Below are 25,807 nucleotides of genomic sequence, written 5' to 3' on the forward strand. Positions count from 1 at the left end.
TCGTGGGATTTTTCAAACAAAATTATGTTACTGTAAATTAAAATATGGTAAACTATGAAAATGGTATGAAAGCATGTTATTATAATGGATAAAACGTTTACAAGGAGGAAATTATGACAGTTACTATATACGATGTAGCAAGAGAAGCACGTGTTTCAATGGCCACTGTGTCACGTGTTGTTAATGGGAACCAAAATGTTAAAGCAGAAACTAAAAATAAAGTTAATGAAGTCATTAAGCGATTAAATTATCGTCCAAATGCTGTTGCTAGAGGTTTAGCAAGCAAGAAAACTACAACTGTAGGGGTAATTATCCCAGATATTTCGAATATTTACTATTCACAATTAGCACGTGGATTAGAAGATATTGCAACAATGTACAAATACCACTCAATTATTTCGAACTCTGATAATGATCCTGAAAAAGAAAAAGAAATATTTAACAACTTATTAAGCAAACAAGTTGATGGTATTATTTTCCTTGGTGGGACTATTACTGAAGAAATGAAAGAATTGATTAATCAATCATCTGTACCGGTAGTTGTATCTGGTACAAATGGTAAAGATGCTCACATTGCATCAGTTAATATTGATTTTACCGAAGCAGCAAAAGAAATCACGAAACACTTAATTGAAGAGGGTGCAAAATCTTTTGCACTAGTAGGTGGAGAGCATTCTAAAAAAGCTCAGGAAGATGTATTAGTTGGTTTGACTGAAGTTTTAGATAAAAATGGCCTACAATTAGGTGATGCGTTAAATTGTACGGGTGCTGAAAGCTATAAAGAAGGTGTAAAAGCATTCGCTAAAATGAAAGGGAATCTTCCGGATGCTATTTTATGTATCAGTGACGAAGAAGCTATTGGAATTATGCACAGTGCAATGGATGCTGGTATAAAGGTTCCTGAAGATTTACAAATCATTAGTTTCAATAATACCCGTTTAGTTGAAATGGTAAGACCACAACTTTCTAGTGTAATCCAACCGTTATATGATATTGGTGCTGTAGGGATGCGCTTATTGACGAAATATATGAACGATGAAAAGATAGAAGAACCAAATGTTGTTTTACCTCATAGAATTGAATATCGTGGAACAACAAAATAATTTAACATAAATTAGGCATTCATCTAACAATCACAATTGTCGGATGAATGCCTTTTATTTAAATATTTTAAGTTGTGAATTATGGTTGCATTGAATCATACCAACTGGCAATATGCATGGCTAATTTTTTATTTTTCTCACTGATTTCTTTAGTTCTAGGTATATAAGTATAGTCATTTAAACGGTCTTCCCATCTTTTAGGTAATAATTCAGAAGAGTAATGTTTCCATTTATTAATCCAATCTAGAGGTAAATATCCACTTTGAATAGGCTGATTAACCAAACTCAAAAATACATGACTCCATGCTCGTGGAACTACGCGCCAAATATTATAGCCTCCACCACCGAACATGATAACTTTCCCATTAGTATATTGATCTGCTAATTTTTTAACAAAATAAGGTATTTCATACAATGATTGTAGCGTACAATTTAAATGTGTTAGTGGATCACGATAATGTATATCCACACCATTAACACCTAAAATAATATCTGGTTTAAATGCTTTAACTACAGGTTCAACTGTCATTTTAAAGCATTCTATAAATGAAGCGTCTTCAGTATATGGTTCGAGGGGAACATTAACTGAATGTCCATAGCCAATATCCTCACCTCGTTCAGTATAATGACCTGATCCAGGAAATAAAAATTTACCAGTTTCATGTATAGAATAAGTTACGATATTATTATCTGCATAAAAACTCCATTGTGTTCCATCACCATGATGGGCATCGGTATCAACAATTAAGACACGTTGTTGATACTTAGTGGCAAGATATTTTGCTGTGACCGCTATATCATTATAGATACAAAATCCACTTGCTCGACCAGGTTGTGCATGATGTAAACCACCACCTAAGTGACAACCATTTAGTACCTCTCCTGACATGATAAGATCTGCTAGCGTTAAAGCACCTCCAACAATAGTTGCGCTATGTCGATGCATATGTTTAAACTGACCATTTTCTTCATCGTTCAGACCATATTTTTTGGCTTCATCATCACTTATAATTCCATGTGATGCATGTTTAATGGCCTCGACGTAATCGTATTTGTGCACCAACATTAGTTCATCATCAGTTGCAATTCTAGGTTGTACGATTTGTTCTGGGTGTAATAAATTTGCATCCAATAGTAATTCAGTCGTTAATTTTAAACGCATTTGATTGAAGGGATGTTGATCATGAAAGCGATATTGTAATAATTTATCTGAATAAACATATGCAGTTTTAGTTGATTTTTTTTGCATATAATCCCTCCGATATTCCAAAATTAAAAGAAAAATCGATTCATATAACGAATATCATCAAACGCTTGTTGCTGTTCTATAGTAATGTGTTTGCCGATTCTTGCCATTAAACAATTAGCTGGATGACTAGTGATTTCTGGATCATCCGTAGCAAAAATTTCAAGTCCACCTTTTGCCATTAAACGTTGCATAATTTTTTTATATTCAAAAACATCTAATTTCGAATTCTTCAAATCCCAGTGCCAGTAATATTCTGTTGTAATAACTATATAATCATCAAATTCTGGGGCGGATAGACTAAGTTGAATGAGCTTTTCTGCTAATTGTAATTGTCTGAAGTTAATGCTTACTTCAATTGCTCCCAGTTCAATTAAATATGGGAGGTTTCCTGTAGACCATCTTTCAATTTCATCAGGATAATGATATGTAACATAGCCAACAACTAATTGATCTAGACGTACTATATAAATTCTACCTTCTTTTAAAGTTGTTATTTCAAGCAATGCTTCAAATTGATCTTCTGAATCTCTAAAAGCTGTTAAATGTACATCAAAAGAAAGAGCTTTCAAATCATCGTAAGACATAGGCCCCTCAATTACAAATTCTTTGTCATTAATATGATATCGTTCGTATTGGTACGTCTTTACATGATCCATAATTTCAACTCCTCACTAGGGCATCATAGTTGTATTAAAATCATTATAAAGAAAATTTACAATAATTAACACTAGTAAAAGTATAAAAGTAAAAATTTTGAATAATTAGAAATGTTATGTATAATATTGGAAAGAAAGCGTTTTCACAGAATAAAGGGGGAGTTTCAAATGAAAGTCGAAGTATACAAAGGAAGTCAAGGAACTCATAATCTTAAAGATTATGAGGAAACGTACAAAAACTTTAACTGGCAAGATGTAGAACGTGCATTTTCTTGGAATAAAACTGGAAAAATGAATATGGCATATGAGTGTATTGATCGTCATGTTGAACAAGGATTAGGGGATAAAATTGCATTAAATTATAAAGATGAATATAGAAAAGAATCTTATTCATATAAGGAGATGCAACGTTTATCAAATAAAGCTGCCAATGTTTTGTCTAAACATGCGAGTGTTGAAAAGGGAGACAGGGTATTTATATTCATGTCACGTACACCTGAACTGTATGTTGCATTATTAGGTGTATTAAAGGTTGGCGCAATTGTAGGACCATTGTTTGAAGCATTTATGGAGAAAGCGGTTGTAGATAGATTAGAAAATAGTGAAGCAAAAGTATTAATAACGAACAAATCATTATTATCACGAGTACCACAAGAAAAATTACCACACCTAGAAAAGATTGTTGTTGTTGATGATGATGTCGAAGAAAGTTACATAGACTTTAATACTTTAATGAAAAATGAAAGTGATGATTTCGACATAGAATGGCTAAAACCAGATGATGGTTTGATTTTACATTATACATCTGGATCAACTGGCCAACCTAAAGGTGTTTTACATGTACAACAAGCGATGTTGTTACATTATATTTCAGGTAAATATGTATTAGATTTACAAGAAGACGATGTATATTGGTGTACTGCTGATCCTGGATGGGTTACAGGGACGTCATATGGTATTTTTGCGCCATGGTTAAATGGTGCTACCAATTGTATTGCAGGTGGTCGTTTTTCACCAGAACAATGGTATAGCATGATTGAAGATTTTAAAGTGACAATTTGGTATACTGCTCCAACAGCATTAAGAATGTTAATGAGTGCTGGTGATGATATCGTTAATAAATACGACTTGTCATCATTACGTGCTATCTTATCTGTTGGAGAACCATTAAATCCTGAAGTTATTAAATGGGCTAAAAAGGTTTATGGTTTAACTGTACTAGATACTTGGTGGATGACAGAAACTGGCGGACATATGATTGTGAACTATCCGACGATGGACGTTAAGCTTGGTTCAATGGGGAAACCATTGCCTGGCATTGAAGCGGCTATAATTGATGATGCAGGCAATGAATTGCCACCTAACCGTATGGGGAATCTTGCCATTAAAAAAGGTTGGCCATCAATGATGCATCGTATATGGAAAAATCCTGAAAAATACAACTCGTATTTTATTGGAGATTGGTATGTATCAGGTGATTCAGCATATAAAGACGAAGACGGTTACTATTGGTTCCAAGGACGAGTAGACGATGTCATTATGACAGCAGGAGAACGTGTTGGACCATTTGAAGTTGAATCTAAATTGGTAGAACATGAAGCAGTTGCAGAAGCAGGAATTATTGGTAAACCTGATCCAGTTCGAGGTGAAATTATTAAAGCTTTTGTTGCGCTTCGAAAAGGTTATGAACCGACTGATGAATTAAAAGAAGACATTCGTTTGTTTGTCAAAGAAGGTTTATCTGCGCATGCAGCACCTCGCGAAATAGAATTTAAAGATAAATTGCCAAAAACACGTTCTGGTAAAATTATGAGACGAGTTTTAAAAGCATGGGAGTTAGACTTAGATGCAGGTGATTTAAGTACGATGGAATAAAAATCCTACTTAAAATCAAAATAAAATGTTTCGACAAAACACGGCAAATAATTGTTTTTTTGTTAATTCTATAATATAAAATAATCTGTAAAAGCAATATGAAGTCTATCTAGTTTAAGGAATATCGTTTCAAGATGAAATTTTTGAAATGGTTCTATACCTAAAAGGATAAGTCTTTATGTTGCTTTTTATTTTTTATCAAGGATATAAAGAATCTTGCAAATAGTAAAGGCATATATAGATAGATAACAATAATATCTAAGTGCTAACTTTTGTTTAAATCAAAACATTAAATATTAAAATTATTGCAAAAATGAAAGCGCTAACCCAATTTAGTCGACAAGTTTTTAACAGTTCGTTATTATATGAATGTAAGTAAAATAATCTTAGCTACAACTTACATATTTATCATGCATTAAATAAACAAACAAAAAGGGGCGAAACAAAGTTGACTCATTTATCAGATTTAGATATTGCGAACCAATCAACATTACAACCAATTAAGGATATTGCTGCTTCCGTTGGCATTTCAGAGGATGCACTAGAACCTTATGGTCATTACAAAGCTAAAATCGACATTAATAAAATTACGCCAAGAGAAAACAAAGGGAAAGTCGTTTTAGTAACTGCAATGAGTCCAACACCAGCTGGTGAAGGTAAATCAACAGTTACAGTTGGTTTAGCTGATGCATTCCATGAATTAGATAAAAACGTAATGGTTGCATTACGAGAGCCTGCTTTAGGACCAACATTCGGTATTAAAGGTGGCGCAACAGGTGGTGGTTATGCGCAAGTCTTACCTATGGAAGATATCAACTTACATTTCAATGGGGATTTCCATGCTATTACAACTGCAAATAATGCATTGTCTGCGTTTATTGATAATCACATCCATCAGGGTAATGAATTAGGAATCGATCAAAGACGTATTGAATGGAAACGAGTGTTAGACATGAATGATCGTGCACTTAGACATGTCAACGTTGGTTTAGGTGGACCTACAAATGGTGTGCCTCGTGAAGATGGTTTTAATATAACGGTTGCATCAGAAATTATGGCAATCCTTTGTTTAAGTAGAAGTATTAAAGACTTAAAAGATAAAATTAGTCGTATTACAATCGGATATACAAGAGATCGTAAGCCAGTTACAGTTGCAGATTTAAAAGTTCAAGGTGCACTCGCAATGATCTTGAAAGATGCAATCAAACCGAACTTGGTTCAATCAATTGAAGGAACACCTGCGTTAGTTCATGGTGGGCCATTTGCAAATATTGCACATGGATGTAATTCAATTTTAGCGACTGAAACAGCACGTGATTTAGCTGATATCGTTGTAACAGAAGCAGGATTTGGTTCAGATTTAGGTGCTGAAAAATTCATGGACATTAAAGCGCGTGAAGCAGGATTTGATCCAGCGGCAGTAGTAGTAGTTGCGACTATTCGTGCGTTAAAAATGCATGGAGGCGTTGCGAAAGATAACTTAAAAGAAGAAAATGTAGAAGCGGTGAAAGCAGGTATTGTTAACTTAGAGCGTCATGTTAATAATATTAAAAAATTCGGTGTTGAACCGGTTGTTGCTATCAATGCATTTATACATGATACAGATGCAGAAGTAGAATATGTAAAATCTTGGGCTAAAGAAAACGATGTGCGAATTGCCTTAACTGAAGTTTGGGAAAAAGGTGGAAAAGGTGGCGTTGAATTAGCAAATAAAGTATTAGAAGTCATTGACCAGCCAAATTCATTTAAACCTTTATATGAATTAGAATTGCCATTAGAACAAAAAATTGAAAAAATCGTGACTGAAATTTATGGAGGGTCAAAAGTAACGTTTAGTAGTAAAGCTCAAAAGCAATTAAAGCAATTTAAAGATAATGGTTGGGACAATTATCCAATATGTATGGCGAAAACTCAATATTCGTTCTCAGATGACCAAACATTATTAGGTGCACCATCAGGTTTTGAAATTACAATTCGTGAATTAGAAGCTAAAACAGGTGCAGGGTTTATCGTAGCTTTAACAGGAGCGATTATGACTATGCCTGGTTTACCTAAAAAACCAGCAGCGTTAAATATGGATGTTACAGACGATGGTCATGCAATTGGCTTATTCTAAAATAAATTATCACAATTTAAAGTAATATTTAAGTAATTGAATATCATGCTTTTATAATAAACTGGGCTGTTGGAAATTAATTATTTTCAGCAGTCCATTTTTTTCGTATCCCAAAAATAAATTTGCTTTGATGAATCTTTTGCTTAAAAAGAATTAAATAGTGCTTTTAAAAGCAGCAAGTTATTTAGAGAATAAAAACAAAAACCCCAATAAAATATATTAATTTTATATAAAATGGGTTGCAATATTTAGCGGGGATAAGTACAATAAACAATGATGATATTGATAATTATTATCAATTAAATATAATTTATAGGAGTTGTGAACAACATGAACAAACATCAACCAAAATTAAGGTCTTTCTACTCAATTAGAAAATCAACTCTAGGTGTAGCATCAGTAATAATAAGTACACTTTTCTTAATTACTTCTCAAAACCATGCAGAGGCAGCTGAGAATACTGAAAAGGCGGATAGTACTGTAGAAAATCAAAAGAATAACTCTGCAACTGCGACACAATCACAAAATAATGCAACTGTATCACAGTCACAAAGTAATACAACTACTCCACAAACTCAAAAAGATACAAAGCAAACAGAATCTACTAATCAAGCAGCGAACACAACAACTACTTATCCAGCCGCGGATGAATCGTTAAAAGATGCTATTAAAAATCCTGCAGTAGAAAACAAAGAACATAACATTGGTCCAAAAGAGCAAGTACATTTCCAATTATTAGATGAAAATAATGAAACTCAGTACTATCATTTTTTCAGTATCAAAGATCCAGCAGATGTATATTATACGAAAAAGAAAGCTGAAGTTGAATTAGATCTTAATACAGCTTCAACATGGAAAAAATTTGAAGTATATGAAAATAATCAAAAGCTACCGGTGACGCTTGTTTCGTATAGTCCTTTACCAGAAGATCATGCATATATTCGTTTTCCTGTTTCAGATGGAACGCAAGAGCTTAAAATAGTATCTTCAACGCAAAATGATGGCGAAGAAGAAGTGAGATATGATTATACTAAACTATTATTCGCTAAACCGATTTATAATGATCCATCACTTGTATTAACGGATACAAATGAAACAACCTCAGAAGATAATCATTCAGATTCAAATAATCAAGCAAACACTAATGCGTCTAATCAAGTCACACCATCAAATAATAATACACAAAATCAATCGCAGACATCGGCCAATACAAGTCAAGCAACTAAACCAGAATCGTCAATTAACACAGATCAAACAGCAAATCAAGAAGATCATGATACAAATCAACGTATTGATACTAGCGACTCAACGAATGAGTCAAATAATCAATCTAATGGAGATCAACAATATCCACCAGCAGATGAATCACTTCAAGGAGCAATTAAAAATCCGGCTATCATTGATAAGGAACATACTGCCGATAATTGGCGTCCAATTGATTTTCAAATGAAAAATGACAAAGGTGAAAGACAGTTTTATCATTATGCAAGTACTGTAGAACCAGCAATTGTTATTTTTACAAAAACAGGGCCTGTTATTGAATTGGGGTTAAAAACAGCTTCAACGTGGAAAAAATTTGAAATCTATGAAGGTGATAAAAAGTTACCAGTCGAATTAGTTTCATATGACTCTGATAAAGATTATGCATATATTCGTTTCCCAGTTTCTGATGGTACGAGAGAAGTTAAAATTGTGTCATCTATTGAATATGGTGAGAATATCCATGAAGACTATGATTATACATTAATGGTTTTTGCTCAACCAATTACTAATAATCCAGATGACTATATTGATGAAGAAACATATAATTTACAAAAACTATTAGCACCTTACCAAAAAGCTAAGACGTTAGAGAGACAAGTTTATGAATTAGAAAAACTACAAGAAAAATTACCAGAAAAATATAAAGCAGAATATAAAAAGAAACTAGATCAAACTAGAATTGAGTTAGCTGATCAAGTTAAATCTGCAGTTACAGAATTTGAAAATGTTACACCTACAAATGATCAATTAACTGATTTACAAGAAGCTAATTTTGTTGTTTTTGAAAGTGAAGAAAATAATGAGTCAGTTATGGATGGATTTGTTGAACATCCATTCTATACTGCAACATTAAATGGTCAAAAATATGTTGTAATGAAGACGAAAGATGACAGTTATTGGAAAGATTTAATTGTAGAAGGGAAACGTGTTACTACGGTTTCTAAAGATGCAAAAAATAATTCTAGAACGATAATTTTCCCATATGTACCAGGAAAAGCAGTATACAATGCAATTGTTAAAGTAGTTGTAGCTAATATTGGTTATGAAGGTCAATATCATGTAAGGATTATCAATCAAGATATCAAGACAAAAGATGAAGCAGTAAGTCAGAATAACACCGTGGCACTTGAGAATACACAAAAATCAAATGAAACGAACAATACAGAAACAGCTTCAAGCATAAAAAATAATACGACTGTAGAACAAAACAATGTGACTGATAAAGAAGAAACAAAGGAAATTGACATCGACACAGTCAAAGTTTCCGATAATAATTCTAATAAAGAGGTTAAAGTTGATAGTCATGATGTTGAAGATGCATCGAATACAGCTAATGACAATAGCAGTCTTGAAAATAATCTCGAAGGAATGAATACTCCGGTTATTAAAGATGTTAATAGTAGTGAAAATAAAGATATTGATAACGATGGTGGCAAAGAATCAAATAGCGACAATGAAAAAGTTGCTGATAAATATGAAGTCAAAGCAATACATGTTGATAATATAACTGATAAAGTTGAACATAATAATGCAGTTAATGTTTCTAATAACAAGACGACTGAACGTGCTCCTAGTGATGCACACATAATCACAAATCAACCGATAAAATCAAATAATACTACTAAATCATTATCAAAAGATAAAAAGCGTAGTCAATTTAAAATATTACCTAAAACGGGAGGAACACCTTCAAATCAATCTTGGTGGGGCGCATATATGCTATTAGGTATGTTAGCTTTATTCATCCCTAGAAATAGAAAAGAAACAAAATAATTAGTTGAGTCTGTGACGGCACACTAGGTAGGGACTCGTCATCAAAAATTCTATAAATAGAATTTTGCAATAATGTGCGAGACGCGTAAAGCGAAGCCATTCAATACGAAGTATCGTATAAATAGGGAACAGCAGTAAGATATTTTCTAAGTTGGAATAATCTTACTGCTGCTTTTCTATATTAATTTTTGAATTGATTGATATTCTTTGTAATTACGCCCTTATCATTTAACGTTTTTTTCGATTTAATAAATGTGATTTAATATCATATTTTAATGCATCATTATACTCTTTTTTAGTAATTTGATCTTCGATTAACATACGCTTTAATACATAATGTTGTCTCTGAATACTATAATTTAATTCTTTATCAGATTTTAAAGAACCATCTTTTTCATAAGGTGTATAGGCGTATGGACTTTGTAATAGTCCGATTAGATAAGCAGATTGTGCAATTGATAAATCTTTTGGTGGAATACCAAACAAACTGTATGAAGCGGATGCAATACCAGAAATATTAGAACCATTATAATCTCGACCGAATGGAACAATATTTAAATACGTATATATAATCTCATCTTTTGAAAGTAAATGTTCTAATCTTATAGACAAGCGAAGTTCATTTGCTTTTCTACTATATGTTTTTTCATTGCTAAGTACTTGATTTTTAATGAGTTGTTGTGTGATGGTACTACCACCAGAACTTTGATTAGTATTAAAAATATCTTGAATCATGGCTCTTAATATTGCTTTTGGTAAGATGCCGTCATGTTTATAAAACAAAGTGTCTTCTGACGATGTTAATGCTTTAATGACGTTAGGACTTGATGTTTTTGGTCCAATAATGAGTGAGTTCTGAGAGTGATTATATTCATATAATATATTTTTATTAGTATGATCTAATAATTCATCACCAGGTAATTGTCGAACTTTTTTTATTAAAGATTCATCTGAAATTGCATCGGATGTTTTAGTTAAATGATGAAAATAGAAAGACATCGCAATCACAGCAATAGACAGGATAGCAATGGAAATCATAAATATAAACACGATGATGTGTTTAATCGTTTTATATATCTTTTCAAATTGATACATACGATGATTCAATTGGTGATTGTAGTCTTGATTTGTCATCTTTAACCTCCTAAATTACGTATAGTATACCATATTTAAGCAATTTGACTTTTATTTTAACGTTAATTATAATTAGGGAAAATGCATAAAGAATAGGATAAAAGGACAAGTAGTATTATTAAAAGTCATCAGAGAGCTAGTGGTTGCTGTGAACTAGTGTTTTTATAATATGAATACACCTTGATAAATGAAACATCCTACGTTTGTTAATGAACGTATCATTAATAGAGTGGATATTTTTCTTATGAAAAGAAGAATGTTTAAGTTTGGTGGTAACGTGCAAAAGCGCCCTTACATAATAATAATGTAGGGGTGTTTTTTATTCAGAAAATTTTTAAGCATTTTAAAATGATATTAAAATTTCACAATATAACAGGAGGAAACATAATGACGAATGCATTAATTGAGGATTTAAAATGGAGAGGTCTTATCTATCAACAAACAGATGAAAAGGGTATTGAAGATTTATTAAATAAAGAACAAGTAACATTATACTGTGGTGCAGATCCAACTGCAGATAGCTTGCATATCGGACACTTACTTCCATTCTTAACTTTAAGACGTTTTCAAGAACACGGTCATCGCCCTATTGTTCTAATTGGTGGTGGCACAGGTATGATTGGTGATCCTTCAGGTAAATCAGAGGAACGTGTATTGCAAACAGAAGATCAAGTAGATAAAAATATCGAAGGTATTAGTAAGCAAATGCACAATATTTTTGAATTTGGTACAGATCATGGTGCAGTGCTTGTTAATAATAGAGACTGGTTAGGTCAAATTTCATTAATTAGCTTTTTACGAGACTACGGAAAACATGTTGGCGTAAATTATATGTTAGGTAAAGATTCTATTCAAAGTCGTTTGGAACACGGAATCTCATATACGGAATTCACATATACCATTTTACAAGCTATCGATTTTGGTCATTTAAATAGAGAATTGAATTGTAAGATTCAAGTTGGTGGCTCGGATCAATGGGGGAATATTACGAGTGGTATTGAGTTAATGCGCCGTATGTATGGTCAAACAGATGCATTTGGTTTAACAATTCCACTAGTCACTAAATCAGATGGTAAGAAATTTGGTAAGTCCGAATCTGGTGCTGTATGGTTAGATGCTGACAAAACAAGTCCCTATGAATTCTATCAATTCTGGATTAACCAATCAGATGATGATGTTATTAAGTTCTTAAAGTACTTTACTTTCTTAGGAAAAGAAGAAATTGATCGTTTAGAACAATCTAAAAATGAAGCACCTCATTTACGTGAAGCTCAAAAAACATTAGCAGAAGAAGTTACTAAATTTATTCATGGTGAAGATGCATTAAATGATGCAATTCGTATTTCACAAGCATTATTTAGTGGTGAATTGAAGTCTTTATCAGCTAAAGAATTAAAAGATGGTTTTAAAGATGTTCCACAAGTAACTTTATCAAATGATACAACAAATATCGTTGATGTACTAATTGAAACTGGTATTTCTCCATCTAAACGACAAGCACGAGAAGATGTAAACAATGGTGCGATTTATATAAATGGTGAAAGACAACAAGATGTTAATTATGCATTAGCACTAGAAGATAAAATTGATGGCGAATTTACGATTATTCGTCGTGGTAAGAAAAAATACTTTATGGTTAACTATCAATAAATAACACAATATACAAGACGTGAAAAATAACAACGATTAAAACATTGTTGAGATAAATAAAGTAGAGCCCACACATAACATTCTTACGAATGAATATGCGTGGGCTTTTTGTGTATTGTATATTTTAAAATTATCTAAAGAAATCTCTATCACCTTGTCCAGGTGATTGACGTTCTGATCGGCTTTGACGTTTTGGTTGTTCTTTTTGTTGTTTTAATTTCACTTTAACTTCTTTTGTTTTACCATCACGAACAACGGTAACAGTGACAGATTCACCAGGCTTTTTATTTTCATATAAATAGCTTCTTAAATCAACATCATCTTTAATTTTCTTGCCATCAATTTCTGTAATAATATCACCTTTTTTAAGATCAATATCACTATCAGCTTTTGCGACATAAATACCGTCTTCTCTATCAGTATGAAGTTCTTCACGTTCTTCTTCAGGAATGTCTTTCAAATTAATTAGTCCAATACCAATTGAAGGGCGGTCAATTTTACCGTGTTTTACAAGCTGTTCAATTGTTACTTTAACTTCATTACTTGGAATAGCAAAACCGATACCTTCAACTTGTGTCGCAGCAATTTTCATTGAGTTAATTCCAACTAAATTACCATTAATATCTACTAATGCACCACCTGAGTTACCTGGGTTAATAGCAGCATCTGTTTGAAGAACGCTGACTTTTGTATTGCCACCAGTTGTTTCAGCGTCAATAGTACGTTCACTTGCTGAAATGATACCAGATGTCACAGAGTTAGCAAATTGTAATCCAAGTGGGTTACCCATTGCGAACACGCTGTCACCAGTTTGTACTTTTGAAGAATTAGCAAATTGAATAGCTTTAATACCTTTTGTGTTTTCGATTTTAAGGACGGCAATATCAGTTACTGCATCTTTACCAACTAACTTTGCTTTTACTTGCTTTTTATTATGTAATTGGACTTTAATTTCACTTGCGCCATCAATAACATGATTATTTGTCACAATATAAGCTGAATTGTTATTTATTTGATAAATAACACCTGAACCGACACCCGCTTCAGATGGTTTTGATGATTTACCTTTTAATAAGTCATCGACACTTGAAGCTTTCTGCATATTTATAACACCAACAATTGCAGGAGAGACAGATTTTATCATTTCATGTACGGAACCGAATTTTTTGCTTTGACTGTCTAATTGATTTCCTCCTTTAGTGTTGGTAGTCTGTACAGTTGAACCGTCTTTATTTAAAATAGTACTACTTAAAACCTTTCCTATACCAAGAACAAGAAGTGCACCTATAATTCCGGCGATTAATGCAACGATTACAGTTTTAAACCATGGGAATTTTGGTTTTCTGTATCTAGGCGATTGATTATGATTTGTTGTACTATGATCTGATTGATTAAATTCTGACATACTTAACCTCCATTATAAAATTTATTTAGTTTAATTATGATTGTTTTTTACAATTAAAGCTAGTATTTCACTATACAACTTTAGATGTATTTTCAGACTGTCTTGTTCTAGTAAAAATATAGTGATAAAATCTAGTTGTTATAAACAAATAAGTTAAGTAGGTGGCACAATGTATTCAGTGATTAGTAAGATTTTGAACTTTATTTTAGTGAAAATGTCAAAATCGTTATACGTAATCGGTAAGGATAATATTCCAAAAGATAGTAAGTACGTCGTAACATGTACGCATGAAAGCTACAATGAAGTAATCATGCTTGGAATGGCGTTATATCCGAATCAAATCCATTATATGGCTAAAAAGGAATTATTTAAAAATAAATGGATTGGTAAATTTTTAACTTCTTTAAATGCTTTTCCAGTTGATCGTGAAAATCCAGGACCAAGTACTTTAAAACGACCAATCAATTTATTGAAAGAACACAAAACAGTTGGTATTTTCCCAACGGGTTCACGTACTTCACAAGAAGGAGCACCTCTTAAACGTGGTGCATCCACAATTGCGATGTTAAGTAAATCACCAATTTTACCGGTTGCTTATGTTGGACCGACAAAAATTCACGGTCTTTTAACGGGCCAAGCATACATAAATATTGGTAAACCGATTGATATTAGTGATTTGCCTAAAGATTTAAAACGTAATGAGCGCATCGATTACATTACAAAAGAAATCGAAGCTCAAACGGCAAAATTACAACAAGAATTGCATGAAATTGTAAAAAGTTTATAAAATAATTTGAGGTAGGAATAAAGCTGGTTAGTGCGTCTAGATAACTGAGTTTTACATCAGTTATGCTAGAAAGAATAGTAATCTTTATATTCCTACCTTATTTAAAAGGGATGACATTCAATGTATAAATTTTTCCAAAATTTAGGGCGTTCCTTAATGTTACCAGTTGCCATTTTACCGGCTGCTGCAATCATAGCTGGGATTGGGAATACATTAAATGCACTTCATGTGACGCCGAAAATCGCAATGTTCTTTACGACTGTAGGTACTACGATTTTAGAGCAATTAGGTATTTTGTTTGCTATTGGTGTTGCCATAGGGATGGCAAAGAAAAATGACGGTGCCGTTGCACTTGCTGCTGCCCTAGGGTATTTTTTAGTGACGGTTGTATTATCACCCATAAAATTGGCCCCTTTATTAGGAATGAAAGTCTCAGAAATTAATTCAGCTTTTGAAAAAATGAATAATGGTAATGTATTTGTAGGTATCGTGATAGGTTTGATAGCAGCCTATGCATACAACAAATTTAGTGAAACAGAATTACCATTAGCACTATCATTTTTTAGTGGTAAACGTTTAGTACCAATTATGACTGCTTTTTATTGTACATTCTTGGTTGTTATATTATTATTTGTTTGGCCAATACTATACACATGGATTGTAAAATTTGGTGAATCAATTGTTGGTTTAGGATCATTTGGTGCATTTATTTATGGTGTGGCTAATCGATTACTGATTCCTACAGGGTTACATCATGCACTAAATAGTGTATTTTGGTTTGATACGATTGGTATTAATGATATTGGTAAATTCCAAAGCGGTAAAGATGCGATAAAAGGTATTACTGGACGTTATCAAGCTGGTTTCTTTCCAATTATGATGTTTGGTATTCCTGCAGCAGCCTTAGCAATGTATCATACAGCTAAGTCAACGCAGAAAAAACAAGTTTATGGTTGGTTTCTTGCCAGTTCAGTTGCAGCATTCTTCGTTGGTGTAACAGAACCAATTGAATTTGCATTTATGTTTGTTGCACCAATTCTGTATGTTGTACATGCACTATTAACTGGATTATCACTATTTATTGCAGCAAGTTTCCATTGGACAGCTGGCTTTTCATTTAGTGCAGGGCTCATTGATTACGTTTTATCTTTGATTAATCCTATATCCAATCATCCTCTAATGCTACTCGTTCAAGGAGTTGTATTCTTTGTTTTGTACTATGTTATTTTCCGAGTAGTGATTCAAGTATTCAATTTAAATACAATAGGTAGAGGAGAAAATGAATTAGTTGATCCAACTGTCGGGAAAGAAAATATAGCACCAGGTGAAAATGATGTGAATCAAAGTAAATATTATCATCATGCTATACAAATATTAGAAGGTTTAGGTGGTCAAGAGAATATTCTTAATTTAACCAATTGTGCAACAAGGTTGCGTCTAGAGTTAAAAGACACATCTATTATTAATCAACAGAAGATTAAAAATGCCGGTGCAGTTGGTGTTACTGTCAATGGCAAACATTCAACGCAAGTTATTATTGGTACACATGTACAACAAATTGCGGATGAAATTGAAAAACAATTATAAAATTGATATAAGCGCAGATCCTGTTTCAAATGGGGTTTGCGCTTTTTTAAACCAAATAGTAGAATGATTTATATCTGAATTTTCAGAAATGGAGTGGGGATTATGAAAAAGATTTTATTTGATGTAGATGGTGTCTTTTTAAGTGAAGAACGTTGCTTTGATGTCTCTGCATTAACTGTTTACGAACTATTAATGGATAAACAATTTTTGGGACTTCATTCACATATAGATTGGGAGACTATAAATGATAAAAACATTCAAGAAATTAGAAAAAAAGTTTTTCAGGATGATAAAGTTTTAAATAAGTTAAAATCATTAGGATTGAACTCAAATTGGGATATGTTATTTATTGTTTTTAGTATACACTTAATAGATGTTTTAAAAAAATTATCACACGAAGATATAGCATCATTTTTGTATATTAATGAACCTGTAGAGTTAAAATTACCAAAAATTAAAGAGCAGTTAAAAGAACCATTTATTTTAACTGAGCAATTACCTTTAAACTTTTTAAACCATGTTAAAGATGGTAAAAACAATATTTATGCAGCGTTGGAAAATTTTGCAAAATCACAATTACAAATTTCTGATGCATCATTGTTCAGTTTAAAGGGTGAATTGTGGACGTTAGCTCAAGAAGTGTATCAAGAGTGGTATTTAGGATCGAAACTATTTGAACAAGTTGAAAAGAAAATAGCGCGAACTACTTTTAAAACAGGTTATATTTATCAAGAAATTATTTTAAGACCAGTAGATGAAGTAAAGTCGCTTCTGAATGATTTAAAAGATTCTGGTTACAAATTAGGTATTGCCACAGGTCGTCCATATACTGAGACTGTTGTGCCATTTGAAAATTTGGGGTTATTAGCATATTTTGAAGCCGATTTTATTGCAACAGCAAGTGATGTTTTAGAAGCGGAGAATATGTATCCTCAAGCACGACCATTAGGAAAGCCGAATCCTTTTAGTTATATCGCAGCTTTATATGGTAATAAACACGATAAATATGAATTTTATATCAATAAACAAGATAACATTGTAAATAAAGATGACGTATTTATAGTAGGTGATTCGTTAGCGGACTTATTAAGTGCTCAAAAAATTGGCGCAACATTTATTGGTACATTAACTGGTTTGAAAGGAAAAGATGCTGCAGGTGAGTTAGTAGCGCATCATGCCGACTATATTATTAATCATTTAGGAGAACTAAGAGGCGTAATAGATAATTTATAAATTGATTGTTGTTGAACAGTATATTATGAAATAAACTATTGAAACAGTGGTTTCATATTGATTTAAATGAAATTAATAATAAAAAAATGCCAAGAAGCTATGGAAGTAATCCAATGTCTTCTTGGCATTTTGAATGTACATGAATTGATTATGACTGTACTGTCAATTCAGTTGTAAAGATTTGGTTATATTCTCCAACTTGTTTAAGTTCCTTTATAATATCATTTGATACTGGTTGATCAACAGATAAAATCATTAGTGCGTCGCCACCAGCTTCTGTTCGACCGAGAGTCATAGAAGCAATATTAATATTGTATTTACCTAATAATGCACCAGTTTTTCCAACCATACCAGGTGTATCGTTATGATAAGACACGATTTGATATTGATTTGGTTTTAAATCTACAGAGAAATTATTTATACGAACGATTCTAGGACCAAACCCAGTAAATACAGAAGCACCTACCTTAACAGAATCTGTGTCATTTGAAAGTTCCACTTCTAAGTAGTTGCTAAAACCAGTTTCAGATTTATTGTTTTCAATATTTAATGTTACTTGTTGTTGGTTTAATAGCATTAATGCATTGATAATATTGACTTCAGGACCTAAATCATCTTTTAAAATATGTGTAACAATCGTACGCGTTAATAAACTACTGTCGATGGAAGCTAAGTCGCCGCCGTATGTAATTTTAATTGAACTAGGTGCATTGTGCATAAGTTGAATAGCTAATTCACCAACTGTTTGGCTTAAATTAATAAACGATTTAACAGTATCATCTATACTACTTAAATCCATTTTTGGTGCATTTACAGCATGTGTTACAGTACCATCAATTAATATTTCTATAATTTCTTTTGATACGGAAATCGCTACTTTTTCTTGAGCTTCTACCGTTGATGCACCCAAATGTGGTGTGACGATGATTTTCTCATGTTCAACAAGTGGAGAATCTGTTGCAGGCTCATGTTCGAAGACATCGATAGCTGCACGACTAATTTGACCTTCATCTAAAGCAGTAATCAATGCTTTTTCATCAATGATTCCTCCGCGTGCTACATTGATAATTTGTAAATTTCTTTTCGCTTTTGCAAAGAATTCAGCATTAATTAAGCCTTTTGTCTTAGTTGTTAATGGTGTATGTAAAGTAATGAAATCAGACTGTTGTGCTATTTCGTCAACAGTTGCCTTAGTAATATTTAAGGATTTAGCTTTTTCATCAGTTAAATATGGATCAAATGCTAAAATTTTCATACCAAAACTTTGTGCGCGTTTGGCTACACCTAAACCGATTCGACCAGCACCAATCACTCCTAATGTTTTATGATACAATTCAGTACCTTTAAAAGCATTGCGATTCCATTCTTTATTTGTTAACGATTGATGTGCTTGTGGTATATTACGAGCCATAGCTAACAACATAGCTAAGGAGTGTTCGGTTGCTGATATGGTATTACCATCAGGCGCATTGATAACTAATACACCTTTTAATGTCGCTGCGTCAATATTAATATTATCTACACCAACACCAGCACGAGCTATTACTTTTAAAGAGTCAGCGGCTTGTATAATACTTTCTGTAACAGTAGTTTGACTGCGAACGATTAAAGCATGATAAGTTGGTATAATTTCCATCAATGCTTCTTCAGATAATCCAGTTTTAATTTCTACATTAAATTGTTCGTGAGCTAACAACGATTTAATACCATCATTAGAAATTGGATCTGCGACGAGTACGTTAAATTGCTTCATGAATGACCTCCATATATTTTGTAATACCTTTGCCAATATAATTAACTTTGCGATATTCTGTTAAGATTATCTCTAAAGCAGATACAACAGTTAAAATATCAAATGGACTAATTTTTCCCATATGACCAATTCTTAAAATTTCTCCTTTGAGATGTCCTTGTCCGCCTGCTATTGTTATTTTAAAACGATTTTTAAGTTCATTTTTTATAACTTTCACTTCATCACTTGTATTTGGCCTAAAAGCAGTTACTGTAGGTGATGCATTTTCATCATCAACAAGTAAAGTTAAATCTAGTGATTTTAAAGCGCCTCTTAATGCATTTCTAATTGCATAATGACGAGCGATGACATGATTAAATCCTTCTGACTTTACAGTTTCTACATATGCATTGACGCCTCTAAATAATGAAACGTTTGGTGTGAAAGGTGTAGAATTATCTGCTTGTGATGAAATATATTTATTTAAATCTAAGTAAAATCTTGGTGTTGTTACTTCTTTAAATCTTTCTTTTGCACGATGACTATATGCGACAAAAGCTAATCCAGGAGGTAACATAATTGCTTTTTGGCTTCCAGAAACTAGTACATCTATTTTATCTTTAGTTATGTCAACATCGACTGCACCAATGCAACTTACACCATCGACGACAAAATAAATATCTTTATTGAATGCATGTATTGCATTACCTAATTCATGAATAGGATGCAATACTGTTGTAGATGTCTCACAATATTGAGAAAATACTGCCTTAATATCAACATTTAATGTAGATAAATAATTGATGAAATCCTCGACGTTAACAGCTTTTCCCCAAGTGACGTCATAAACATGTACATTTTTAAAGTAGGTTTCTGCAATTTGTTTGAAACGTTTACCAAATGCACCAGATACAATTACTACGAAATGGTCATCGGGATTTATAATATTTAACATACTTGCTTCCAATACGCTTGTACCACTTGATGTTAATATAAGTACATCATTTTGACTTCCAAAAATAGGTTTTAATCCTTGATATGCTTGTTGTGCAATATCTTCAAAATCTTTTGAACGATGACCAACCATAGGTGCTTGAATTTCTTTCATAATGGCATCCGGAACAGGAGTAGGGCCAGGTGTTAATAACAACGGTTGATGATAATACATTTATATGCCTCCTATAAATAATATTCCACTATTTTAGCAAATTTTCTGAAAATTTAAAAGCCTAAAAAGAAAACGAGCCTAAGACGCAAATCAATGAAATGCTTCCTTCAAAGTAGATATTGAAAAAATGAAAACTTTGAATTGAACATGTCGCAATGTTATAAGCTCTACAATGTTATATTGGCAGTAGTCGACTGAATGAAAAGTCAGCATACAAAAATGTGCAAGTGGGGCCCAAAAACATAGAGAATTTCGAAAGGAAATTCTACAGGCAATGCAAGTTGGCGGGGGACAACGAAATAAATTTTGTAAAAATATCATTTCTGTCCCACTCCATCTTCAAATTTTTAATGGGTTAAAATGTCATGTCGAATTTCTATTTTAACATTATTTTTTAATGCATTTGAAATCATACAGTTGTTATCAGCAATTTCTAACAACTTTGGTAATCTTTTTTGTAGTAGGTCTTTTTGATCATTTGAAATATATATTTGGGGGTAGTGGACAATCTTCACCATACTGAATTTTCCATTTTCTAAACAAGCTGTACCTACAGAGTTTTGTTCTATCAAAACATTAGTAAACTTTGCGCGTTCGAGTACAGCGGCTAATGAAATAATGTAACATGATGAAGCTGCCGAAACTAACATCTCATCGGGGTTAGTACCGATACCTACACCACCTAATGAAGCTGGAATAGAAATTTTCTCAGAAAGAACATCGCCTTTAACTGTTCCAATGTTGTTACGTCCACCTTGCCAAGATGTATGAACTTTAAAATCATGATGAATCAAATGCTTTTACCTCCTAAAATAATATGATAGTTTAAGTTTAGATTAGATTGATACAGTTTTACAGAAAGGTGACTTATTTATGAATTTGAATGATCAAAAAGATACATTTCAAATTGTTTCTCATCGTGGATTGCCGAATGCATTTCCTGAAAATACAATCTCTGGTTATCGAAAAGTAATGGAACTTAATGTTGATATGTTAGAAATTGATGTTCACTTAACGAAAGATCAACATCTTGTTGTCATTCATGATGAAACTATTGACCGTACATCAAATGGAAAAGGACGTATAGCCGACTATACTTTATCACAACTAAAGACGTTTGATTTTGGTAGTTATAAAGACAGTAAGTTTAAAGGTGAACAAATACCAACTTTAGATGAAGTGATTGAGTTATGCTTAATGTTTAAGAAAAAGTTGTTGATTGAAATAAAAAAGCCGAATTTATATCCAGGAATAGAGCGTAAATTGTTAGCAATTTTAAAGAATTGGGGGATTCATTCATCACAAGTGATTATCCAATCTTTTGACATTAGTTGTATTGAACATTTATGTGAATTATGTTGCGAATATGAATTAGGTGTACTTTGTAGTAAACGCAAATATTGGTACAAAAAACCGAACTATTCAAGGATTTCTCAAATGGCAAATTATGTTAATCCTAATTATGCTTTAGTGTCTAGAAGATTCGTTGAGGAAGCACATCGTCATCATTTGAAAGTCATGCCTTATACAGTAAATAAATCTAGTATTGCTAAAAAAATATTAAAGTATGGGGTAGATGGTTTGATTACAGATGAATCTGAAAATATTTTGAAGTGACTTGAATGTATTTGATATTTCAGGTGCCACATATGGAACTAACTGAATTTATTTTTTAGATAGCAGAGATAAGTATATACTTGAAGGACTGTTAATTAATACGCAACCATGGAGATAGGAGAATTCCGATTAAAGTGAACTATTAAAATAAAGTATAAAAAAACACCCACAAAAGTGGGTGTTTGTATTGAACGCTATTATCTTGAGTAGTACTCAACGATTAATTGTTCGTTAATTTCAGCAGGTAATTCACTACGTTCTGGTAAACGTACGAAAGTACCAGTTAAGCTATCAGCATCAAAGTTTAAGTATTCAGGTACGAAATTGTTAATTTCAACTGATTCAACGATGATGTTTAATTTTTGAGATTTTTCACGAACTGAAATTGTTTGACCAGGTTTAACAGAATAAGATGGAATATCAACACGTTTACCATCTACTAAGATATGACCGTGGTTAACTAATTGACGTGCTTGACGACGAGTACGAGCTAAACCTAATGCATATACTACAGCGTCTAAACGACTAGCTAATAAGATCATAAAGTTTTCACCGTGTACACCGAATTTTTTACCAGCGATGTCAAAAGTGTTACGGAATTGTCTTTCAGTCATTCCATATAAGTAACGTAATTTTTGTTTTTCACGTAATTGTAAACCATATTCTGATAATTTTTTACGTTGGTTTGGACCATGTTGTCCTGGTGCGTAAGGACGTTTTTCTAATTCTTTACCAGTACCGCTTAATGAGATACCTAAACGACGAGATTTTTTCCAGTTTGAACCTCTGAATCGAGCCATAATAAGACTCCTCCTTTAATTCTTTTTTGTTGTTATGAATAAACAAAAAAGAGTGTTGCATGCTTACTAAGATATATTGTTTTATGTGTCTTCACCTTATAGCGACAGTTACGTGACACGTCCGCATTGGGAACAACATAGCGCTCAATAATATACAACTGCTACTTTCGTTAATTCACACAAAGATTATTGTAACATTTTCCTAGAAAGTGTCAATGCTTTATTAAGAATCTTGTTTTTATTTAAAGCAATTGTCGTTCTATTATTTTAACAATTGCTTCAAGATTCTCTTGATCATTTTTGTCAAAGCGATTTGTAATTGGTGCGTCAATATCTAATACGCCAATGATTTCATCGTCTTTGAAAATCGGAATAACAATTTCTGATTTACTATTGGCATCACAAGCAATATGTCCTTCAAATTGATGGACGTCAGCAACAACTTGTGTGCGTCGTTCAGAAACTGCTGTTCCACATACACCTTTACCAATTGGTATGTGAACACAAGCAGGGTGTCCCTGGAAAGGACCAAGTATAAGTTCATCTTGTTCTTTTAAATAAAAGCCGACCCAATTAATTTGATCTAAATTGTCATTTATCAATGCAGACATATTACTCAAAATAGCAATTATATGATGTTCATCTTCAATAAGACTTGCAGTTTGTTTCTTTAATAATGCGTAATTTGTTGGCTTAATTGTTGTCATATTTAAATCCTCTTATTTTCATAGATTTTATAATAGTATAGAATTTCGAAAATATTATGGCAATAAATTCATTTTATAATTTATCCTTAAGCAAAATTACGTTATAATAGTAATGATAAATTAGGAGGAGAAGCATATGGTGTTATATATCATTTTGGCAATAATTGTGATTATATTGATTGCTGTAGGTGTATTGTTCTATTTACGTTCTAACAAAAGACAGATTATTGAAAAAGCAATAGAACGTAAAAATGAAATTGAAACGTTACCTTTTGATCAAAACCTTGCACAATTATCTAAGTTGAATTTAAAAGGTGAAACAAAAACGAAATACGATGCAATGAAAAAGGACAACGTAGAGAGTACAAATAAGTATCTAGCTCCTGTGGAAGAAAAAATCCATAATGCCGAGGCTTTACTAGATAAATTTAGTTTTAATGCGTCTCAAACTGAAATTGACGATGCAAATGAATTGTTAGATAGCTATGAACAAAGTTATCAACAACAATTGGAAGATGTAAACGAAATTATTGCGTTATATAAAGATAATGATGAGTTATATGATAAATGTAAAGTCGATTATCGAGAAATGAAACGTGATGTATTAGCGAATCGCCATCAATTTGGTGAAGCAGCAAGTTTACTTGAAACTGAAATTGAAAAGTTTGAGCCAAAGTTAGAGCAATTTGAAGTTCTTAAAGTTGATGGTAATTATGTACAAGCGCACAACCATATAGCTGCCTTGAATGAACAGATGAAACAGCTGAGGTCATATATGGAAGAAATACCAGAATTAATTAGAGAAACACAAAAAGAATTACCTGGTCAATTCCAAGATTTAAAATATGGTTGTCGTGATCTTAAAGTAGAAGGATATGACCTTGATCACGTAAAAGTAGATAGTACGTTACAAAGTTTGAAAACAGAACTAAGCTTCGTTGAACCACTTATCAGTCGTTTAGAATTAGAAGAAGCAAATGATAAATTAGCTCATATTAATGATAAGTTAGATGACATGTATGATTTAATTGAACATGAAGTTAAAGCTAAAAATGATGTTGAGGAAACAAAAGATATCATTACTGATAATTTATTTAAAGCTAAAGACATGAACTACACGTTACAAACTGAAATTGTATATGTACGTGAAAACTATTATATTAATGAATCTGATGCACAAAGTGTTCGTCAGTTTGAAAATGAAATTCAAAGTTTGATTTCTGTGTACGATGATATTTTAAAAGAAATGTCTAAATCAGCTGTACGATATAGTGAAGTTCAAGACAATTTACAATATCTTGAAGATCATGTCACAGTAATTAATGAAAAACAAGAAAAGCTTCAAAATCATCTAATTCAATTACGTGAGGATGAAGCAGAAGCAGAAGATAATTTATTGCGTGTGCAATCAAAGAAAGAGGAAGTATATCGTCGATTACTTGCTTCTAACTTAACAAGTGTGCCAGAAAGATTTATCATTATGAAAAATGAAATCGATCATGAAGTTCGTGACGTGAATGAACAATTTAGTGAGCGCCCAATTCATGTTAAACAATTAAAAGATAAAGTATCTAAAATTGTTATACAAATGAATACATTTGAAGATGAAGCAAACGATGTTCTCGTTAACGCTGTTTATGCTGAGAAACTAATTCAATATGGAAACAGATATCGTAAAGATTATAGTAATGTAGATAAAAGCTTGAATGAAGCTGAAAGATTGTTTAAAAATAATCGCTATAAACGTGCGATTGAAATTTCAGAACAAGCACTTGAAAGTGTGGAACCTGGTGTTACAAAACATATTGAAGAAGAAGTTATTAAACAATAGAAAATTATATAAATAAGTATTAGTCAAATTATGAGAAGTTAAGTAACTGTACAAGTTACTTAACTTCTTTTTATGAAAAGAAAACCATACGCTATGCGTATGGTTCAGAAAAGGTTCTACC

Annotated in this window: 19 protein-coding genes; 10 read left to right on the top strand and 9 right to left on the bottom strand. The window is 32.3% G+C overall.

Translation table 11 applies throughout. From position 1 onward, the window contains the following. The first annotated feature begins 113 nt into the window (after positions 1-113). Positions 114-1,103: a catabolite control protein A gene (gene ccpA / locus CD116_RS10970; protein WP_047550263.1), complete on the top strand. Its 990-nt coding sequence runs from the start codon at positions 114-116 to the stop codon at positions 1,101-1,103. Positions 1,104-1,182: 79 nt separating this feature from the next. Here the strand turns inward: ccpA and CD116_RS10975 are convergent, their stop codons facing one another. Beyond that, complete coding sequence (locus CD116_RS10975) at positions 1,183-2,352, bottom strand: acetoin utilization protein AcuC (RefSeq protein WP_047550261.1); 1,170 nt, start codon at positions 2,350-2,352, stop codon at positions 1,183-1,185. A 23-nt stretch (positions 2,353-2,375) separates the two neighbouring features. After that, the gene (locus tag CD116_RS10980; protein WP_047550259.1) at positions 2,376-3,008 is read right to left on the bottom strand and encodes a hypothetical protein; all 633 of its coding nucleotides are present in this window, start codon (positions 3,006-3,008) and stop codon (positions 2,376-2,378) included. A 168-nt stretch (positions 3,009-3,176) separates the two neighbouring features. Here CD116_RS10980 and acsA point away from each other — a divergent pair, with 168 nt between their 5' ends. The 3 genes from acsA to CD116_RS10995 all read left to right on the top strand — a co-directional run bounded on the left by acsA (position 3,177) and on the right by CD116_RS10995 (position 10,035). Then, positions 3,177-4,883 (top strand): acetate--CoA ligase, encoded by a 1,707-nt coding sequence (gene acsA, locus CD116_RS10985; RefSeq protein WP_047550249.1) that lies wholly within the window; start codon positions 3,177-3,179, stop codon positions 4,881-4,883. 448 nt (positions 4,884-5,331) lie between these two features. Further along, on the top strand, positions 5,332-6,999 hold the full coding sequence (locus CD116_RS10990) for a formate--tetrahydrofolate ligase (protein ID WP_047426178.1): 1,668 nt from the start codon (positions 5,332-5,334) through the stop codon (positions 6,997-6,999). 330 nt (positions 7,000-7,329) lie between these two features. Next, entirely contained in the window at positions 7,330-10,035 is a 2,706-nt protein-coding gene (locus tag CD116_RS10995; RefSeq protein ID WP_047550244.1) for an NEAT domain-containing protein, read from the top strand. Between the two features lie 228 nt (positions 10,036-10,263). Here CD116_RS10995 and CD116_RS11000 read toward each other — a convergent pair whose 3' ends face one another. After that, positions 10,264-11,169, bottom strand: coding sequence for a transglycosylase domain-containing protein (locus CD116_RS11000; RefSeq protein WP_047550241.1), 906 nt, complete (start codon positions 11,167-11,169; stop codon positions 10,264-10,266). Between the two features lie 387 nt (positions 11,170-11,556). Here CD116_RS11000 and tyrS point away from each other — a divergent pair, with 387 nt between their 5' ends. Continuing rightward, entirely contained in the window at positions 11,557-12,819 is a 1,263-nt protein-coding gene (gene tyrS, locus CD116_RS11005; protein WP_047426181.1) for a tyrosine--tRNA ligase, read from the top strand. A gap of 130 nt (positions 12,820-12,949) precedes the next feature. Here tyrS and CD116_RS11010 read toward each other — a convergent pair whose 3' ends face one another. Then, on the bottom strand, positions 12,950-14,224 hold the full coding sequence (locus CD116_RS11010; RefSeq protein ID WP_047426182.1) for a S1C family serine protease: 1,275 nt from the start codon (positions 14,222-14,224) through the stop codon (positions 12,950-12,952). 169 nt (positions 14,225-14,393) lie between these two features. Between CD116_RS11010 and CD116_RS11015 the strand changes: the two genes are divergently transcribed. The 3 genes from CD116_RS11015 (at position 14,394) to CD116_RS11025 (ending at position 17,831) form a co-directional block, all read left to right on the top strand. Continuing rightward, positions 14,394-15,011, top strand: coding sequence for a lysophospholipid acyltransferase family protein (locus CD116_RS11015; protein ID WP_047530632.1), 618 nt, complete (start codon positions 14,394-14,396; stop codon positions 15,009-15,011). A 120-nt stretch (positions 15,012-15,131) separates the two neighbouring features. Further along, a complete protein-coding gene (gene nagE / locus CD116_RS11020) occupies positions 15,132-16,598 on the top strand; it encodes an N-acetylglucosamine-specific PTS transporter subunit IIBC (protein WP_047530629.1) in 1,467 nt (488 codons plus the stop codon). A 102-nt stretch (positions 16,599-16,700) separates the two neighbouring features. Further along, positions 16,701-17,831 (top strand): HAD family hydrolase, encoded by a 1,131-nt coding sequence (locus CD116_RS11025; RefSeq protein WP_047550233.1) that lies wholly within the window; start codon positions 16,701-16,703, stop codon positions 17,829-17,831. 148 nt (positions 17,832-17,979) lie between these two features. Here CD116_RS11025 and serA read toward each other — a convergent pair whose 3' ends face one another. The 3 genes from serA to CD116_RS11040 form a co-directional block, all read right to left on the bottom strand. Next, the gene (serA, locus tag CD116_RS11030) at positions 17,980-19,584 is read right to left on the bottom strand and encodes a phosphoglycerate dehydrogenase (RefSeq protein WP_047530624.1); all 1,605 of its coding nucleotides are present in this window, start codon (positions 19,582-19,584) and stop codon (positions 17,980-17,982) included. Next, complete coding sequence (locus tag CD116_RS11035; protein WP_047530622.1) at positions 19,571-20,731, bottom strand: pyridoxal-phosphate-dependent aminotransferase family protein; 1,161 nt, start codon at positions 20,729-20,731, stop codon at positions 19,571-19,573. Before CD116_RS11035 ends, serA begins: the two co-directional genes overlap by 14 nt. 347 nt (positions 20,732-21,078) lie before the next feature. Next, positions 21,079-21,525, bottom strand: coding sequence for an OsmC family protein (locus CD116_RS11040; protein WP_047550230.1), 447 nt, complete (start codon positions 21,523-21,525; stop codon positions 21,079-21,081). Between the two features lie 79 nt (positions 21,526-21,604). On the opposite strand from CD116_RS11040, the gene CD116_RS11045 reads away from it, so the two are divergent. After that, complete coding sequence (locus CD116_RS11045; protein WP_047550226.1) at positions 21,605-22,348, top strand: glycerophosphodiester phosphodiesterase; 744 nt, start codon at positions 21,605-21,607, stop codon at positions 22,346-22,348. Positions 22,349-22,545: 197 nt separating this feature from the next. Here CD116_RS11045 and rpsD read toward each other — a convergent pair whose 3' ends face one another. Both rpsD and CD116_RS11060 read right to left on the bottom strand, forming a co-directional pair. Continuing rightward, entirely contained in the window at positions 22,546-23,148 is a 603-nt protein-coding gene (gene rpsD, locus CD116_RS11050) for a 30S ribosomal protein S4 (protein WP_000090508.1), read from the bottom strand. Positions 23,149-23,390: 242 nt separating this feature from the next. Beyond that, the gene (locus tag CD116_RS11060) at positions 23,391-23,855 is read right to left on the bottom strand and encodes a GAF domain-containing protein (protein WP_047532126.1); all 465 of its coding nucleotides are present in this window, start codon (positions 23,853-23,855) and stop codon (positions 23,391-23,393) included. A 136-nt stretch (positions 23,856-23,991) separates the two neighbouring features. Here CD116_RS11060 and ezrA point away from each other — a divergent pair, with 136 nt between their 5' ends. Further along, on the top strand, positions 23,992-25,686 hold the full coding sequence (ezrA, locus tag CD116_RS11065) for a septation ring formation regulator EzrA (protein WP_047426191.1): 1,695 nt from the start codon (positions 23,992-23,994) through the stop codon (positions 25,684-25,686). The last annotated feature ends 121 nt before the right edge of the window (positions 25,687-25,807 follow it).

It is taken from the genome of Staphylococcus schweitzeri (genome assembly GCF_002902405.1).
GTDB classification, from domain to species: domain Bacteria; phylum Bacillota; class Bacilli; order Staphylococcales; family Staphylococcaceae; genus Staphylococcus; species Staphylococcus schweitzeri.

Coding starts and splice junctions, on each gene's coding strand:
- rpsD (WP_000090508.1), bottom strand. CDS start 23,148: ATGGCTCGATTCAGAGGTTCAAACTGGAAAAAATCTCGTCGTTTAGGT.
- CD116_RS11035 (WP_047530622.1), bottom strand. CDS start 20,731: ATGTATTATCATCAACCGTTGTTATTAACACCTGGCCCTACTCCTGTT.
- acsA (WP_047550249.1), top strand. CDS start 3,177: ATGAAAGTCGAAGTATACAAAGGAAGTCAAGGAACTCATAATCTTAAA.
- CD116_RS11025 (WP_047550233.1), top strand. CDS start 16,701: ATGAAAAAGATTTTATTTGATGTAGATGGTGTCTTTTTAAGTGAAGAA.
- nagE (WP_047530629.1), top strand. CDS start 15,132: ATGTATAAATTTTTCCAAAATTTAGGGCGTTCCTTAATGTTACCAGTT.
- CD116_RS11010 (WP_047426182.1), bottom strand. CDS start 14,224: ATGTCAGAATTTAATCAATCAGATCATAGTACAACAAATCATAATCAA.
- CD116_RS11015 (WP_047530632.1), top strand. CDS start 14,394: ATGTATTCAGTGATTAGTAAGATTTTGAACTTTATTTTAGTGAAAATG.
- CD116_RS10975 (WP_047550261.1), bottom strand. CDS start 2,352: ATGCAAAAAAAATCAACTAAAACTGCATATGTTTATTCAGATAAATTA.
- CD116_RS11045 (WP_047550226.1), top strand. CDS start 21,605: ATGAATTTGAATGATCAAAAAGATACATTTCAAATTGTTTCTCATCGT.
- ccpA (WP_047550263.1), top strand. CDS start 114: ATGACAGTTACTATATACGATGTAGCAAGAGAAGCACGTGTTTCAATG.
- ezrA (WP_047426191.1), top strand. CDS start 23,992: ATGGTGTTATATATCATTTTGGCAATAATTGTGATTATATTGATTGCT.
- serA (WP_047530624.1), bottom strand. CDS start 19,584: ATGAAGCAATTTAACGTACTCGTCGCAGATCCAATTTCTAATGATGGT.
- CD116_RS11060 (WP_047532126.1), bottom strand. CDS start 23,855: ATGACAACAATTAAGCCAACAAATTACGCATTATTAAAGAAACAAACT.
- tyrS (WP_047426181.1), top strand. CDS start 11,557: ATGACGAATGCATTAATTGAGGATTTAAAATGGAGAGGTCTTATCTAT.
- CD116_RS11000 (WP_047550241.1), bottom strand. CDS start 11,169: ATGACAAATCAAGACTACAATCACCAATTGAATCATCGTATGTATCAA.
- CD116_RS10980 (WP_047550259.1), bottom strand. CDS start 3,008: ATGGATCATGTAAAGACGTACCAATACGAACGATATCATATTAATGAC.
- CD116_RS10995 (WP_047550244.1), top strand. CDS start 7,330: ATGAACAAACATCAACCAAAATTAAGGTCTTTCTACTCAATTAGAAAA.